The 14,933-nt window shown below is 70.1% G+C and carries 14 protein-coding genes; 6 read left to right on the top strand and 8 right to left on the bottom strand.

What is annotated here, in order from left to right; translation table 11 throughout:
- Positions 1-14 precede the first annotated feature (14 nt).
- From ACSNOH_RS00300 to ACSNOH_RS00315, 4 genes are all read left to right on the top strand, one after another.
- On the top strand, positions 15-1,103 hold the full coding sequence (locus tag ACSNOH_RS00300) for an alpha/beta fold hydrolase (protein ID WP_436719069.1): 1,089 nt from the start codon (positions 15-17) through the stop codon (positions 1,101-1,103).
- Positions 1,104-1,164: 61 nt separating this feature from the next.
- The gene (locus tag ACSNOH_RS00305; RefSeq protein WP_436719070.1) at positions 1,165-1,359 is read left to right on the top strand and encodes a hypothetical protein; all 195 of its coding nucleotides are present in this window, start codon (positions 1,165-1,167) and stop codon (positions 1,357-1,359) included.
- 82 nt (positions 1,360-1,441) lie between these two features.
- On the top strand, positions 1,442-2,002 hold the full coding sequence (locus tag ACSNOH_RS00310; protein ID WP_436719071.1) for a CGNR zinc finger domain-containing protein: 561 nt from the start codon (positions 1,442-1,444) through the stop codon (positions 2,000-2,002).
- Between the two features lie 148 nt (positions 2,003-2,150).
- Positions 2,151-2,900: a dienelactone hydrolase family protein gene (locus ACSNOH_RS00315; protein WP_436719072.1), complete on the top strand. Its 750-nt coding sequence runs from the start codon at positions 2,151-2,153 to the stop codon at positions 2,898-2,900.
- A 91-nt stretch (positions 2,901-2,991) separates the two neighbouring features.
- On the opposite strand, the gene ACSNOH_RS00320 is transcribed toward ACSNOH_RS00315, so the two are convergent.
- The 3 genes from ACSNOH_RS00320 to ACSNOH_RS00330 form a co-directional block, all read right to left on the bottom strand.
- Positions 2,992-4,152 carry a serine hydrolase domain-containing protein gene (locus ACSNOH_RS00320; protein ID WP_436719073.1) on the bottom strand — a complete coding sequence of 387 codons (1,161 nt, stop codon included), beginning with the start codon at positions 4,150-4,152 and terminating at the stop codon, positions 2,992-2,994.
- Between the two features lie 162 nt (positions 4,153-4,314).
- Positions 4,315-4,635, bottom strand: a complete 321-nt coding sequence (locus ACSNOH_RS00325; protein WP_436719074.1) for a cupin domain-containing protein — start codon at positions 4,633-4,635, stop codon at positions 4,315-4,317.
- A 233-nt stretch (positions 4,636-4,868) separates the two neighbouring features.
- Entirely contained in the window at positions 4,869-5,906 is a 1,038-nt protein-coding gene (locus ACSNOH_RS00330; protein ID WP_436719168.1) for a Ku protein, read from the bottom strand.
- Positions 5,907-6,141: 235 nt separating this feature from the next.
- Here ACSNOH_RS00330 and ACSNOH_RS00335 point away from each other — a divergent pair, with 235 nt between their 5' ends.
- A complete protein-coding gene (locus ACSNOH_RS00335) occupies positions 6,142-7,035 on the top strand; it encodes a phosphotransferase family protein (RefSeq protein ID WP_436719075.1) in 894 nt (297 codons plus the stop codon).
- A 135-nt stretch (positions 7,036-7,170) separates the two neighbouring features.
- Here the strand turns inward: ACSNOH_RS00335 and ACSNOH_RS00340 are convergent, their stop codons facing one another.
- Positions 7,171-8,028 carry an alpha/beta fold hydrolase gene (locus ACSNOH_RS00340; protein ID WP_436719076.1) on the bottom strand — a complete coding sequence of 286 codons (858 nt, stop codon included), beginning with the start codon at positions 8,026-8,028 and terminating at the stop codon, positions 7,171-7,173.
- An 87-nt stretch (positions 8,029-8,115) separates the two neighbouring features.
- Here ACSNOH_RS00340 and ACSNOH_RS00345 point away from each other — a divergent pair, with 87 nt between their 5' ends.
- Positions 8,116-8,733, top strand: a complete 618-nt coding sequence (locus ACSNOH_RS00345) for a TetR/AcrR family transcriptional regulator (protein ID WP_436719077.1) — start codon at positions 8,116-8,118, stop codon at positions 8,731-8,733.
- Between the two features lie 22 nt (positions 8,734-8,755).
- Here the strand turns inward: ACSNOH_RS00345 and ACSNOH_RS00350 are convergent, their stop codons facing one another.
- The 4 genes from ACSNOH_RS00350 to ACSNOH_RS00365 form a co-directional block, all read right to left on the bottom strand.
- Positions 8,756-10,063 carry a phosphatase PAP2 family protein gene (locus ACSNOH_RS00350; RefSeq protein ID WP_436719169.1) on the bottom strand — a complete coding sequence of 436 codons (1,308 nt, stop codon included), beginning with the start codon at positions 10,061-10,063 and terminating at the stop codon, positions 8,756-8,758.
- Between the two features lie 157 nt (positions 10,064-10,220).
- Positions 10,221-10,703, bottom strand: coding sequence for a nitroreductase family deazaflavin-dependent oxidoreductase (locus tag ACSNOH_RS00355; RefSeq protein ID WP_436719078.1), 483 nt, complete (start codon positions 10,701-10,703; stop codon positions 10,221-10,223).
- A gap of 103 nt (positions 10,704-10,806) precedes the next feature.
- Complete coding sequence (locus ACSNOH_RS00360; RefSeq protein WP_436719079.1) at positions 10,807-12,327, bottom strand: hypothetical protein; 1,521 nt, start codon at positions 12,325-12,327, stop codon at positions 10,807-10,809.
- Positions 12,328-12,588: 261 nt separating this feature from the next.
- A complete protein-coding gene (locus tag ACSNOH_RS00365; RefSeq protein ID WP_436719080.1) occupies positions 12,589-14,847 on the bottom strand; it encodes a tetratricopeptide repeat protein in 2,259 nt (752 codons plus the stop codon).
- Between the last annotated feature and the right edge of the window lie 86 nt (positions 14,848-14,933).

Below are 14,933 nucleotides of genomic sequence, written 5' to 3' on the forward strand. Positions count from 1 at the left end.
GCGGAGGGCTCCACATGATCGACAGGCGTACGTTCGGCAAGACTCTCGGTCTGAGCGCCGGCGGCGCGGTCGCCGCAACACTGGTGGCGGGGCCGTCCGGAACAGCGCAGGCCTCGTCCGGAACCGCGCAGGCCTCGTCCGCAACGGCGCGGCAGGCCGGACCGGCCCCCGCGTCCGCGGCCGGACCCCGCGGACGCACCGCGTTTCCGCCGCTCAAGACGGTCAGGGCCGGTCTGCTGGACATCGGCTACGCCGAGGTGGGGCCGGAGCGCGGCACGCCGGTCATCTGCCTGCACGGCTGGCCGTACGACATCCACAGCTACGTCGATGTCGCGCCCCTGCTGGCGGCGGAGGGATACCGAGTGATCGTTCCCTACCTGCGCGGCCACGGCACGACACGCTTCGTATCGTCCCGGGCCTTCAGAAACGGGCAGCAGTCCGCCCTCGCCCTCGACACCATCGCGCTGATGGATGCGCTGGGCCTGGAGAAGGCGGTGCTTGCCGGATTCGACTGGGGAGCGCGGAGCGCCGACATCGTCGCGGCGCTGTGGCCCGAACGGTGCAAGGCCCTGGTGTCGGTGGGCGGTTACCTCGTCGTCAACCTTGAGGCGAACCTCCAGCCGCTGCCGCCGGCGACCGAACACGCCTGGTGGTACCAGTACTACTTCTCCACGGAGCGGGGCCGGATCGCCATGGAGGACAAGGACAAGCGGCACGACCTGACGCGGCTGGTCTGGGACACCGTGTCCCCGACATGGGGCTTCGACGACGCGACCTTCGAGCGTACGGCCGCCGCCTTCGAGAACCCGGACTACGCCGCCATCGTGATCCACAACTACCGCTGGCGGCTGAGCCTCGCCGAGGGCGAACGGCGCTACGAGCCGTACGAGAAGCGGCTCGCCGCCCGGCCGGTCATCACCGTGCCGGCGGTGACGCTCGACGCCGAATGCGACCCGTTCACGGTGCCGGGCAACGGGACCGCGTACCGCGACAGGTTCACCGGCCCGTACGACCACCGCGCCTTGAAGGGCATCGGTCACAACCTGCCGCAGGAGGCGCCCGAGGCCTTCGCTCAGGCCGTCATGGACGCCCACCGCCTCTGATCGGACATCAAGAGCGCGCAAACGACAGTAACGACCGTACGGAGAAAGCGGGAGGCTGACGATGCAGGACCGCAACGTGCAGGACAACGGCGCGGCGATGCGCAAGGTCCGGTTCGGTGCGCTGCCCGAGCGGATCGCCTACGAGGACATGGTCGAGACGACGGCGTCCTCGCCGAAGGACCCGGCACGAGGCACCTACGACCCCGAAGGGGCGGCAAACCTCCTTTCCTGCCTGGCGTGGGACTTGGTGCTCTGACGCCTGGTGGACGGGGGAGGAGCCTTCCTGCAACGGCTGACGATCCTTGCGAGCACGTTGAGTCACCCGTCAGGATGGTGACGTGAACCTGGATCATGTGTTTGTGTGCGGCAATCCGGCCCTGGACTTCGCGGCCACGCTCCGGGCGCGGCGCACGGTGCGATTCGAGATGTTCGCGACGCCGGACCGCCTCGACGCGTGGTACGTGGAGTCCGGCATCGTCGACTCCGTCTCGCCCGCCCGGCCGTCCGACGTGGTGCGGGCGACGACCGTACGGGAGGCCGTCTATCAACTGGTCACGGCCCGGCGTCTCGGCGCGGGTTTCGCCGACGAGGCGCTGGCCGTGGTCAACGACGCGGCCCGCCGGGCGCCCGCGGCACCGCAGCTGACCCACTCCGGCCGCTGGACGGCGGCAACGCAGCGAGAAGCGCTGTCCACCGTTGCCCGGCATGCGGTGGAACTGCTCAGCGGCCCGGACGTCCCGCTGCTCAAGGAGTGCGGCAACCCCGAGTGCACCCGCGTCTACATCGACCGCTCGCGCGGCAAGCGGCGTCAGTGGTGCGGCATGGAGTCCTGCGGCAACAAGATCAAGGCCGCCGCGTACCGGGCCCGGAGGAAGACCGTCGTCCCCTCCGCCGGATGACGAGGTGACGAGGTGACGAGCCTCTTCGGCCGCGCCGGCGCCGTCCCCCGCAGGGGCGTCACGAACTGGGCCGGCGTCAAGGGGTGGGCCGCCGCGATGGGTTGACTGCCACTGTTACGGTTCGTAGATCAAGAGAGGAAGATCCACCATGCCCACCAAGACGCTGCAGATACCCACCCCGGACGGCCAGGCTGACGCTTTCGCCGCCTTCCCCGACCACGGCGAGCAGCACCCGGCAGTGCTGCTGTACATGGACGCCATCGGCCTGCGGCCCGTACTGCAGGAGATGGCCCGCGAGCTGGCGGAGCACGGCTACTACGTACTCGTCCCCAACCTCTTCTACCGGCACGGCCCCGCACCGGTGATCGACCTTCCCGAGCGCATCACGGAAGAGCTCCGGCCCGAGGTTTTCGCCCAGCTGATGCCTATGTACGAGGCACACACCACCGAACGGGCCATGCGCGATGCCGACGCGTACCTCCAGTTCCTCACTGCCCAGCCCGAGGTCAGCGCCGGACCCGTCGCCGCGATCGGCTACTGCATGGGCGCCGCCCTGGCGATGCGCACCGCAGCGGCCCACCCCGGCCGGGTGGCCGCCGTCGCCGGATTCCATCCCGGGCCCTTGGTCACGGACGCGCCCGACAGCCCGCACTGCCTCGCCCCCAAGCTCACCGCCCAGGTCCACTTCGGCTTCGCCGAAGGCGACATCACGCCCGAGGCCATGAGCGAGCTCAACCGGGCCCTGGACGACGCGGGCGTCGGCTACACCACCGAGGTCTACCCCGGCACCGCCCACGGCTTCACCATGTCCGACACCAGCGCCTTCAACCCCGCCGGGCTCCAGCGCCACTGGGACCGTCTCCTTCCCCTCCTCGACCGCGCTCTGGCCGGCTCCTGAGGCCCTCGCCGCCACAGCCTGCTCGTCATCGTCATCTTCATCTTCGTCTTCGAGCAGGCCTGTGGGCGGCGGGGCGCGCGTCAGACGTGGATCAGCCGCAGAACTCTGCCTCAAGGACCCGCGAAGGGTCGCTGTTCCAATCGGAGTTGAAGTTGATCGTCGCCGAACGGCTGCCGTCGGGCGTGGCACCAGCGATGGTGACCGAGCCGGGTACCCGGCCGACGTGGCCCCACAGGGTGACCCCGCACGACAGCGTGGCGGAGGACAGCCCCAGACCGTAACCGGTGCCGCCCGCGGGAACGGTGGTCTTCATCTCCTTGAGCTGCTGACGCGGCAGAAGCCGGCCGCCCAGCAGCGCGCGGTAGAAGCGGGTGAGGTCGTCCGCTGTCGAGATCAGGTCGCCCGCGGACGTGAACATGGACGGGTTGAACTCGGTGACGTCGAAGGCCTCCTGGTCGGCGGGGGCCAGGAGCTTGCGGTAGCCACGGCTGTGCGGGGCGGGCATACGGGGGTCGGTCCCGGGCAGCACGGTGGAATCCAGGCCCAGCGGGTTGATGATCCTGCGCTTGACCTCGTCGGCCCAGGCCTTCCCGGTGACCTTCTCGATCACCATCCCGGCCAGCGTGTAGTTGACGTTGGAGTAGTCGTGCGTGCCCTGGCCCGTGTTCTTCGCGGGCGTCTGCCGCAGGGCCGCGGCGACCAGCTGTTCGCGCGTCCAGGTGTCGTAGCGGTGTTCCAGGAATTCCCTTCCCGTCACCTTGCTGAGGAACTCCGGGTCATCCCAGGCGTCCTTGAGCCCGCTGGTGTGGTTGAGCAACTGGCGGACGGTGATGCTGCTGCCGTCGAACCCGTCCCCGCGGACGACTCCCGGCAGCCACCGCTCCACCGAGTCGTCCAGGCTCAGCTTCCCCTCGGCCTCCAGCTGGAGGAGGACCGTGGCGACGAAGGTCTTGGTGATGCTCCCGGCGCGGAACGTGTCGTCGGCGCCGCGCGGCGCCCCGGTCTTGAGGTCGCTGACACCCGCAGAGCTCTTCCATACTCTGTTCCGGTCCACGCTCCGGATGAGCGCACCGGCGCCGTCCTTGACGGCTTCGTTCAGCGCGGCCCGGGTCTTCTCGTGACCGGCCGCGCCGGCCGTTGCGCCCGGGCGTGCTTCTGCCGCTGCGACTGCCGGGGAGACGAGCACCGAGCCGCCCACGACCGCGGCCGCCACCGCACCGATCAGCCCGTTTCGTACCGTACGTATCGCCATGCCGAATCCCCTCGCGCGAGCATCTGCATTGATCACCGGAAATGACTCGGCCGGCGGGACGGAGGTTGCTCGAGAGCAAGGGAATGCGCGACTTTCGGCCGGGATTGGCGCGATCACGTCACCGGATGACGGGCGGAGTCCGGGACCGGACCCGCGAGCCGATCAGCTCCCCTGGCCGCACTTGGACAGATCGGTCTCCGCCAGGGGCTTTCCCTGCGGGGTCATGTACGTGGCCCAGAGAACGAGGGGAGTGGATCCCTCATTGCGGCCCTCGTGGACGTATCCCGTGCCTTCGACGACGGAGTCACCGGTGCGGTACACGTGGACTCCGCCGGGGTACACGGGCGCGTAGTGAGTGAGCGTGCCGGACTTCACGACGGCGACCAACTGGCCGTGGTGGCAGTGCTTTCCCGTGGCTGCGCCGGGCGGGAAGACGAGTTCACGGAAATTGACCTGGACGGGTCCGGGGACCGTCACGTTCACGGGACCGGTCTGCGTCCCCTGTGCCACCTCTCTGATTCCGGGCGCCGGAGTGGCGGCATCCGAAGGAAGGGAAAACCCGGCTGTCGCGACGAGAGCACCTGCTGCGACGAGCATCCTCAGTCTTCGAGAGCGGTCCATGGCTCAGCTCCTCTTGCTCCGGGGGATCAGCCTGGCGCCGGACCGTACCGGATAAAGGGCTGTTGTCGACAGGTAGCCTGCAGGTAGCCGGCAGGTCATGCAGCCTTGGTTGAGGTGAGGGCCTTGATGAGTTCGTCGCGGGTCATCTTGGACCGGCCGGGGATCTGCTGACGGGTGGCCCGCTGGTAGAGCTCGTCCTTGCTGAGCCGGCCCAGGTCGCTCTCCCGGCCGGCGCGACGCCGGGCACCCGAGCCGGTGGCGCGGGGCCGGCTCTTCGCGGTCTTGGCGCGTGGAGCCCGGCCGGCGCCTTTGCGCGCCGAGCGGGGGGCCGGCTTCTCGCCGGCCTGATCGATGCTCCGCTGCAGGGCGGTCATCAGGTCCACGACGTTGGTGGCCTGCGGCGCTTCCTCGGCCGCCACGATCTCCTTGCCCTCCGCCTTCGCCTTGACCAGCTGTTCCACCTGCTCGTGATACGTGTCGCGGTACTCCTCGGGCTTCCAGTCGATGGCGAGGGCCTCGATGAGCTGGACGGCGCTGTCGAGTTCCTTGCCGCGCGCCGCCCGGCTCACGGGCAGGTCGGGCAGGGTCTTGAGGGGATCGCGGACCTCGTCGGCCCAGTGGAGCAAGTGCAGCACCATCACCTTCTCGACCGCCCGCACCGCGGTCAGATACTGCTTGCCGCGCATCACCAGTGTTGCGATGCCCGCCCGGTTCGTCTGCTCCATGGCCTGCCGCAGCAGCTCGTAGACCTTGGTGTACTCCTTGCCGCGCGGGGCCAGGTAGTACGTGGTGGCGAAGTAGACGGGTTCCACGTCGGCCAGGTCCACGAACCCGCTGACGTCGATCGTCTGCGACCGGCCCGGCGCGATGTCCTCAAGCTCCTGCGGCTCGACGACCACGTACTCGCCCTCGGCGAACTCGTAGCCCTTGACGATGTCCTCGTTCGCCACCTCCTTTCCGGTGCGCTCGTTCACGCGCCGGATCCGGATGCGGTCGGAGGTGCCGCGCTGCAACTGGTGGAAGTGGATGGTGTGCTCGTCGACCGCGCTGTACAGCCCTACGGGAACGGTGACCAGGCCGAAGGTGAGCACGCCCGACCAGACCGGCCGCTTGGCCACCGCCACCACCTCCATCTGCACCGTTCACACCGGGGTGCGATTGCCACGTCCGCTTGCCACGCTCGCACTCCTCGTCGTGCCTCGCACGGCGTGAGGGGCGGGACGGATGACGGCCCGGTTCAGCCAATAGTGGCCGGCCCTGTGGCAGTACATCACTACCTGCACCCTTGCCGCTGGCAGGCTGGATCCGACCCGCTGTCTGCCTGCCCCGCTCGCCCGGGTCCGTGACCAGGAAGGATCCCCGAACGCGATGAACTCCCTCACCCCGTCCATGTGGACCGACGCCGTGGCACTGGTCCGGCGTCTGTGTCCCGGCTTCCTGCCTGCGGGGCTGCTGCACGCCAGCGACAAGAGCGTCCTGATCGCCGGGACCTGTGCCGGTGAGCAGACGGTCGCGAAGGTTCTCGCCACCCGGGAGGCGTTCTGGAGGGAGAAGTTTGGCAGGGAGGTCGCTGCCTACCTGGCCTTCGCTCGCAGCGCACCGCCGGTGCGCGTGCCGCGTCTGCTCGCCGCCGACGCAGGGGAGGGGGTGCTGTTGCTGGAGCGGCTGTCCGGGGATTGCCTCAGCTCCGACCGCTACCCGCCGACGCCGCTCGCCCGCCAGGACGTGGGCATGGCCGTCGACGCCCTGGGCACCTTGGCCCAGTGGGCCCCCGCGCCGGGGGCCTTTGCCCGGGGCTGGGACTATGAGCGCCGACTGGACCGCTACTTCGAGTACGGCCTGCTGCAGGAGTCCGACCACGAGGGCTTGACCCACCTGTTGCAGGAGGCCGGGCCCACCCGGCACTTCGCCCACGGCGACCCGCTGCCCGGCAACATCCTCCTCGACCAGCCGCGCGTCGGGCTCCTGGACTGGGAATTCGCCGGTTTCTACCTACCTCACCTGGACTGGGCCCTGCTCTGGGTCCTGCTCCACGCCACGCCCGCGGCCCGGACCCTGATCGAGGAACGCGTCGCGGCCGGCGGCTCCGCCGGCCAGGCAGCGTTCACCGTCAACCGGGCCATGCTCCTCACCCGCGAATTGCGCACCCACCAGGACCTGCCGACCTCGCCCTGGCAGCAGACCCGCCTTGCCGCTCTCACCCGGGACTGGGACGCACTGCGGACGGAGTGGCGCCCTGGTCCGGCAGCCCAGACCTCGTGATGCGCGTTCCAGCGAACGCGCCGATCGGCACCGACGGGCACTGATCGGCACTGATCGGCACTGATGGACACCGATCGGCGACGGCCGGGACATGGAGCCGAACGGCTGCCGTTCCCGCCTCAGCGCCTCAGCGCCTCAGCCTGAGAGCCGGGCCGGCTTTGCTCCGGTCTGCGTCAGGAAGTCGGTCAGGACCGCGGCGAGTTGCTCGGGCTGGTCCTCGGGGACGAGGGTCGAGGAGTCGTTGATCTCGACCAGCCTGCCCTTCGGGTACAGCTGCGCCAGCCGGGGCCCGTGCTCACGCGGCATCAACGGGTCTTCGGTGGCCCAGACGACCAGGACGGGCCGGTCGAAGTCGCGCAGTTGCTCGCTCCAGGCCAGCAGCGTCCGGCGGTCGGGCGCCGAGGTGGCGAACTTGGTGAAGTCCCTGCGGATGGCCTTGCTGCGACTCGCCGGAGCGAACCATTTGTCCATGAGCTCGTCCGGAATGCCGCGCAGGCTCATTCCACCGTATCCACGGCGGTTGGCCCGTACGGAGGGGATGCGCATCAGCCGGGTGAGGAGCCGGGCCCCGCCGGGAATCCTGCAGACGACGGCCAGGGCCTTGGCCGGCCCCGGCGGGAAGTTGTCGAACGCCTCGCACGCCACCAGCACCATCCGGCCCAGCCTTCGGCCCTGCTTCTCCAGTGCCAGGAACTGGCCGCCTCCCCAGTCGTTGAGGACGAGGGTCACGTCGTCCAGCCCCAGCCGTTCGATGAACTCGCCCAGCAGCCGCGCGAGACCCCGGTGGGAGAGGTCGGCGTCCGGCTTCATCGGTCGGCGGTGACCGCCCATCGGCAGCGTGGGCAGGATGCAGCGGTACCCGTCCAGCAGGGGCACCACCTTGCGCCACTGCTCCCCGTCCATCGGGACACCGTGGCAGAACACCAGCACCGGCCCTTCTCCGCCGGTGTCCTGGTAGTCGATCGGTCCGTACGACAGCTCGATTTCCGGCATCGCACCCCCTTGATAGATCGTTCTACTGTAATCTAGCGGAGGTGGGCGAAGCGCGCCTAGACCTCGGTGCGGAGGGAGCGAAGGGCGATGGGGCAGGGCCAGGAGGAACAAGGCCGGCCGGACACCCGGACCAGAATCCAGGACGCAGCGACGCTGCTCTTCCGCCGCAACGGCTACTCGGGCACCGGCCTGAAGCGGATCGCGGCGGAAGCGGACGCACCCTTCGGGTCCATCTATCACTTCTTCCCCGGCGGCAAGCAGCAACTGACCGAGGAAGCGGTCCGCACCGCCGGAGCCGCGTACGGCCGCATGGTGATGGCACTGCTGGACACCGTCGCGGACCCGGTCGAGTCCGTCACGCACGCCTTCGAGACGGCCGCCGACGACCTTGAGGCGACCGAGTACGCCGACGCCTGCCCGATCGCCACGGTGGCCTTGGAAGTCGCCAGCACCAACGAGACTCTCCGCATCGCCACCGCGGACGTCTTCACTGAATGGGTCGAAGCAGGTGAGCAGTGGTTCGCCCGCTGGGTCCCCGACAGCGACACGGCACGGTCGCTCGCCTACTCGTTGGTCATGATCCTGGAGGGGGCATTCATCCTGTCCCGGGCCGCTCGCAGCCGCGAGCCGCTGCGAGCGGCCGGGCAGTCCATGGCCGTGCTGCTGCGTTCGGCCATGGAACAGGGTGAGCGGCCGCGCCGGTGACTGCCCGGGGTGCGCAGCCTGCTCAGACCAGTTCGGGCTGCGATTCCGGCTGCTGCGCCGGTGCAGACTCCGGGGCTTCCTTGTCCCACCGCCTGGTGGTCCGCAGATAGCCGTAGATCACTGAGATCATCGCCATGATGAGGAGCGGCCCCGACACCCACGGGTACTCGGCCATCTCCATCGGCAGATAGCGGTACGACACCAAGAGCGCGGCGAAGACGGCTGTGCCGTAGGCGACCAGCCGGGTTCCCGACCGGTCCCAGCCGCGGTCGAGCGAGCGCATCGCCGCCTCGATCGTGAGCGCAAAGACGACACCGGCCACGAGGTCCACGCCGTAGTGGTAGCCGAAGCCCAGCGTTGCGGTCAGGGTGGCGACCAGCCAGAAGGCCCCGGCGAACCGCAGGAGCCGTGGGCCCTTACGGGAATGAATGAAGATCGCGGTGGCCCACGCCGTGTGCAGGCTGGGCATGCAGTTGCGAGGGGTGATCCCGTCGTACAGCACCGGATGCGGGGCGCTGATCGGCGGCGTTGTGTGCGGCCACAGATCGGCCACCGCCCACTCCACCCCACCGGTGCCTGAGGCGCCCGGGCCGTAGGCGAAGACCGGGCCGACGACGGGGAAGATCATGTAGATGGCCGGGCCGAGGAGGCCGATGACCAGGAAGGTGCGCACGAGGTGGTGGCTCGGGAAGCGCCGCTCGGCCGCCACGTTGCGCAGCTGGTACAGCGCGACGACGACCGCGGCCACCGCGAGCTGCCCGTAGACCAGGTCGAGGACGTGGTCACCGATCGGGGCCGTGGCCTTGACGATGCGGCCTGCCAGCCAGGAGGGGTTGCCCAGCGCGTGGTCGGCGGTTGCCACGTACTGGTCGAGCACCATCGGTCGTGTCTTCGACGTAATAAGCAGCCATGAGTCGCCGATCTTGCGGCCGGTCACCAGCAGCAGGCCCAGTCCGACGCCCTTCAGCAGCAGGGTGCGTTCCTGGCCGGTGCGGCGCGTGACGGCGATGACCCCGTAACCCAGCAGCACCCACAGCGCACCGTTGCCGAAGTAATGGCCCTCGGGCACCTTGACGTCGAGTGCCCACCGGATCAGTACAAAGACGATGTCGATGCCGATCGCGACAGCGGCTGCGAGGAACCGTTGCCGCCAGGTGAGCACCACCATCATCAGCGCCATGCCGCCGTACAGCGGCCCCGGCTTGGGGGCGAAGATCACCTCGCCCACCTGGGTGGTCAGTGGCCCCGGCACGCCGGCACAGCGCCGCGCCACGATCTCCAGCGCGATGAGGAGCCCGAGGACCAGCACACCCGCGGTGGTCCACAGGATCGCCCGTGGCCGAAGCAACGCGGCGGACTTGTTTCTGCAGCTTATTCGCGAAAACACCCGTCATACTATAGGCATCGTTGTTTGGCCGATTTGATGGGCCTTGTCGGTAAATATTGCTCTTTGTGCAGGATAGGGCAGTTTTCCGATGAAGGGCGGGTTATGGCGGGTCGCCCATCGGGGCATGCGTCGGCCCGGCCAGGTGTTCGGGTTCGAGTACGAAGACCGGGATCACCCGGTCGGTCTTCTCCTGGTACTCGGCGTACGGCGGATACGCGGCGACCGCGCGCTGCCACCACCGGGCCCTCTCGTCCCCGGTCAGCTCACGGGCCACCATGCCCTGGCGTCCGGGGCCGTCCTGGAGATCCACCCGCGGGTCGGCCTTGAGGTTGAAGTACCAGACCGGGTGGCGCGGGAAGCCGCCCTTCGAGGCCACCGCCGCGTACCGCCCCTCGTGCTCCACGCGCATCAGCGGAATCTTGCGGATCCTGCCGCTCTTCGCGCCGCGCATCGTGACGATGACGACCGGCAGGCCCGTGTCCCAGAGCGTCGTGCCCTGTGTGCCACCCGAACTCTCGTACAGCTCGACCTGCTCGCGCACCCACTGCGCCGGACTCGGCTCGTACTCGCCCTCAAGAGGCATCGCCTTCACCCCATCGCCGTGTGCGGACTGTGCCGGGACAGTCCAGCACAGGCCCCGCACGAAGGGGAGACCGCTGTTCGATTACTTCGATTACGGTGCCGGCCTAGGCGGTGTCCCCTCGCCGGTCGTGCGCGGTCAGGATGGCGCGGCTGGTCGGGACCCGGGTGTAGAAGGCGTTGCGTGCGGCCGGATCGGTGATCGTACGGCCCTTGGCCAGCAGGACTTGCCTCGCCCGGTCCAGCCAGTGACCGGCCTGCTCCTGCCGGTCCGCTGACCGGAGGATCTCGTACCGGGTGAAGTACACCTCCTCGGAGCGCAGGGCAGGCATCTCGCCCGTCTCGGCGAGCCGTTCCACCGCCCGGCCGCTCAAGGCGAGTGCCCGTTCCGGATCACCGAGTTGCAAGGCGCCGCGCGCTCCCAGCATCAGGGCCGCAATCTCGCTGCGCTGGAAGCCCGTGCGGCGGCACTCCTCGACGGTCTCGGTGAACAGCTCGCAGGCGCGGCTGACGTCCCGGTCGGCGTAGCCGGGGTGCATCAGCAGTTCGCCCAGGTAGTTCCGCAGCAGAGGCAGGAGCGAGACGTGGGGGGCGGCACGAAGGTGGTCCCAGCCCGCGAGGAGCGGGGGTGCCGCTTGGGCGGGGCGGTCCCATTCGAGGTACAGCTTGCCGAGCAGCCCCAGGTTGTAGCCCTGATGGGTGCTCGCGGTCGCCCGGGGCGCGAGCCGGCCGACCGCTTCGGTCAGGAGAGACTCGGCCTCCTCGAACCGTCCCGCCGCGGTCAGCAGCTGGCCGAGGAAGTTGGTCATCTTCGCGTACGGACCGGGCGTGTTCCGGGGTGACAGGCGGCGCAGGGAGTCGCGGAGGCGGCTCTCGGCGGTGTCGAAGGCGCCGCGGTCGAACGCGGCGACGCCGATGTGACCGGTGAGCCGGGCGAGGGTCATGGGAAGGAGCGCCGCCTGCTCGGGGTGCAGGAAGGTGCTCGGTGGGCGGGAGGCCAGCGTCTCGGCCCGTTCGAGCATGCCGACGCCGGCCTTGAGGTCCCGGCCGACCGTGCAGTGGCCGAGATCGGTGAGCGCCTCCAGCTCGGTGAACGTGTCTCCCGCTGAACGGGCGAGTTCGACGGCCTCCGCGAGCGCGGCGAGCGCGGCATCGAGGCTGTGGGTGACGACCAGGTGCTGGCCCGCCATGTGCCGGGCGGTCGCCTTCAGCGCCGGGTCGGCGGCGCGGGAGGCCCCCGCCTCGGCCCGGGCAACGAGCGTGCGCACCGGCACGGCCGGCCACGGCTCGACGCCGATGGTGCCGTCGCCGCCCCCGCCCCCGTTTCCGTCACGCCACCACAGCTCGGACGCGGTGAGCAGGACGCGCAGGGTGCGTACGCGCAGGCCGTCGGCATCGTCGTGCGATCCCGATCCTGAGCCCGGGGCCGATCCCGGGGCCTCGGCGCCCTCGCCGCCCTCACGGGCATTGAGGTCTTCCAGGACGGCGATGCAGGCGCGTACCACCTCCTCGCCCGGCTCCCGTCCGTAGCGCGAGGCGGCCGCCACCAGGGCCCGTTCGCAGTCCTGCAGGTCACGGCGGCGGCCGGCGGGGCCGGGCGGCGGCGGGCCGGCGGCAGCAGAAGTCATGCGCACCTTCCGGGTCGAAGCGGCGTGCGGTAAGCGGTCAGCGGTACGGCCCGTGTCCGGGTGCCGGGCTTTCAGCGCAAGCGGGAGCCAGCGCCAGCGCCAGTGCAAACGCAAGCCCAAGCTCAAGCCCAAGCACCCCGGCTCCCCGGGGCCCGGAGAGACACCCTGCCCCGGAGGAGCCTTCCCCCGGAAGACCGCAGCGACCCGTATTTCCGGATCAGCAGACGGTCAGTGGGCGGTCAGCAGACGGTACGCAGACCGTCAGTCAGCGCTGCCCGTCGTCTGCCGTTCCGTCGTCAGCCGTTCCGCTTCCGCCAGCAACCAGGCCGGAGGGACGAAGTCCGCATTTCCCTTGGACTGCTCGGCAGCGGCGCGCAGATGCCGCGCTGCCTCGCCCGCCTCGCCCGCGACCACCGCCTGCGCGGCGCGGGCCAGCCTGTCCGCGACCTCGGTGCCCCTCACCGCCGCCCGTTCGAAGGCCGCCTTCGAACGCCGGGCCGCGGCGAGGGCGTCGGCATGGCGGCCGACCGTCCAGTGAGCCCAGGCCAGGTTGTACAGGCAGATCCCTTCGGTGCGCGGCGATCCCACGGCGGCGCCGTCGGTGTTCGCCTGGACGAACTCGGCCTCGGCCCGCTCCACGTCCCCCAGCCCCAGGTAGGCGACCCCCTGGACGTTGTGGACGTATCCCAGCGCCTCCGTCACCCCCACTTCCTCGTAGAGCGCGGTCGCTGCGCCGGCCATGGCCAGGGCGCGGCTCCAGTCGCCCGAGGCCAAGTACGCGCAGGCCGCCGCGTCGTTCGCCTGGGCGCGGCCCAGGTCGTCGGAGAGCTCCAGCGACCTGGCCCGCATGGTCTCGGCCACTTCCAGCGCTTCCCGCACCTCGCCCCGGTAGCTGTGGGTGAGGCTGAGGCTCATCAGCGCGCGCAGGAGGCGCTCGGCGTCGCCGAGCCGGTCCTCGAGTTCGACGGCGCGCTGCAGCGGGCGGATGGCTTCGTCGAGCTGGTTGAGCTGGCGGTACGTGTCGCCCAGGGCGAACAGCGCCTGCGCCAGGCGTTGCTGGTCACCCAAACGTTCGGCGAGGTCGGCGGCCTCTCCCAGCACGTGGGCGGCCTGGTGGTGCGGGCCGCCGAACAGCAGGACCAGGCCGAAGCCGACCAGGTGGGCCAGCCGGGTCTCGTCGTCGTGCAGGCGCCCGGACAACTTCTGGTGCATGTCCCTCGCCGCGCCCACGGAGCCGCGCCAGGTGAGGAAGTAGTCCATCTCGTCGAGGACCGCCGCGGCCGGTTCGTAGTCCTCGGCGCGTATCCGGTGGTCGAACTCGTAGCGGTGCAGCAGCACGTCGTCCACCGACCGCCACTGCTCGCGGGGCGGCTTCTGCCGGGCGTACCAGTCAGCCACGCGGCGGTTGAGCGAACGGCAGCCGAGCAGGCCGTCGGACGGCAGCTCCCCGTAGATGAAGTCCGCGTCCATGGGGTGCAGCGCGAACATGCGGCGGGCGCGGTCGACCGTGACCATGCGGCCGTGCGAGGCGAGCCGTGCCAGCGCCGCCGGGACGTCGACATCCGGTGCCAGCGGGCCGAGCACCCACGAGACGGCGTCCCGCGAGGCCGGGCGGCCGAACGCGGCGAGCACTTCCAGGACCAGCCGGCTCTCCGCGTCCAGCCGCTGGAACCGGTCCTGGGCGAGGTAGGCGATGACGTCCCCGCGCTCGACGAACGTCTCCAGCACCTCGTCGAGCGTGGGCAGCGTGAGATAGTCCTCGCTCAGCGCGCCCGCGATCAGCTCCAGGGCCCGCGGCACTCCGTACACACGCCGTACGGCGCGCTCCAGATCCTGCCGCGAGGCGCGGACGATGTCGGTCTCCCCGTCCGCGTCGAGCTCGCGCAGCAGCTCGACCGCGTCCGGCACGGGCAGCCCCTGGTCGAGGTAGAGGCGGGACTGGTAGCGGCGAAGCTCGGGGGGAAGGGCTACGGGCACCTGGGTGGTCATCAGGATCCTGGCGCCGTGCCGCGTTCTGAAGAAGGCGTCGAAGAACGCGGTGAGCTCCTGGTCGCACAGCTCTCCGCGGTCGTCGAGCCGGTCCTCGAAGTTGTCCAGCAGGATCAGGTACGGCCCGCCGGAGAGAGCGGCGAACAGCTGCGCCACCTTGTCGGCCGTGGCCCGCTGGCTGGTCCACACCTCCAGCAACTCCTCCAGCTGGGCCTGGCCCAGGAGCCTGGCACAGTCATGGAAGATCCGCTCCAGGGAGATGCCGGACGTCCGGCTGCTGACGTTGACGATCCCCCTCCAGGCCTGCCCCGTCCCGCTCCCGCTGCTCGCCAGTTGCTCGGCCACCTTGGCGGCCAGCGCGCTCTTGCCGATCCCGCGCCGCCCGATGATGGCCACCAGGCGGGCCCGCGGGTCGGTGAGACGGGCCATCACGTCGGCCCGTTCGTGCGTGCGGTCCTTGAACGTCTCCAGACCGTAGGCGACCGGCATGCCGATGACCCGGCACCCGGGATCCGCAGTGCATCCCAGCACGGCTCCCCCTTGAGAAGTCGCGGGGCCGCCCGGGCCCCGTCCGGGAGAACGGAGCCGCCCCGGACTTCGGCCAGACGGGCTACGCT

The sequence above is a fragment of the Streptomyces sp. URMC 127 genome, assembly GCF_051386535.1.
Lineage (GTDB): Bacteria > Actinomycetota > Actinomycetes > Streptomycetales > Streptomycetaceae > Streptomyces.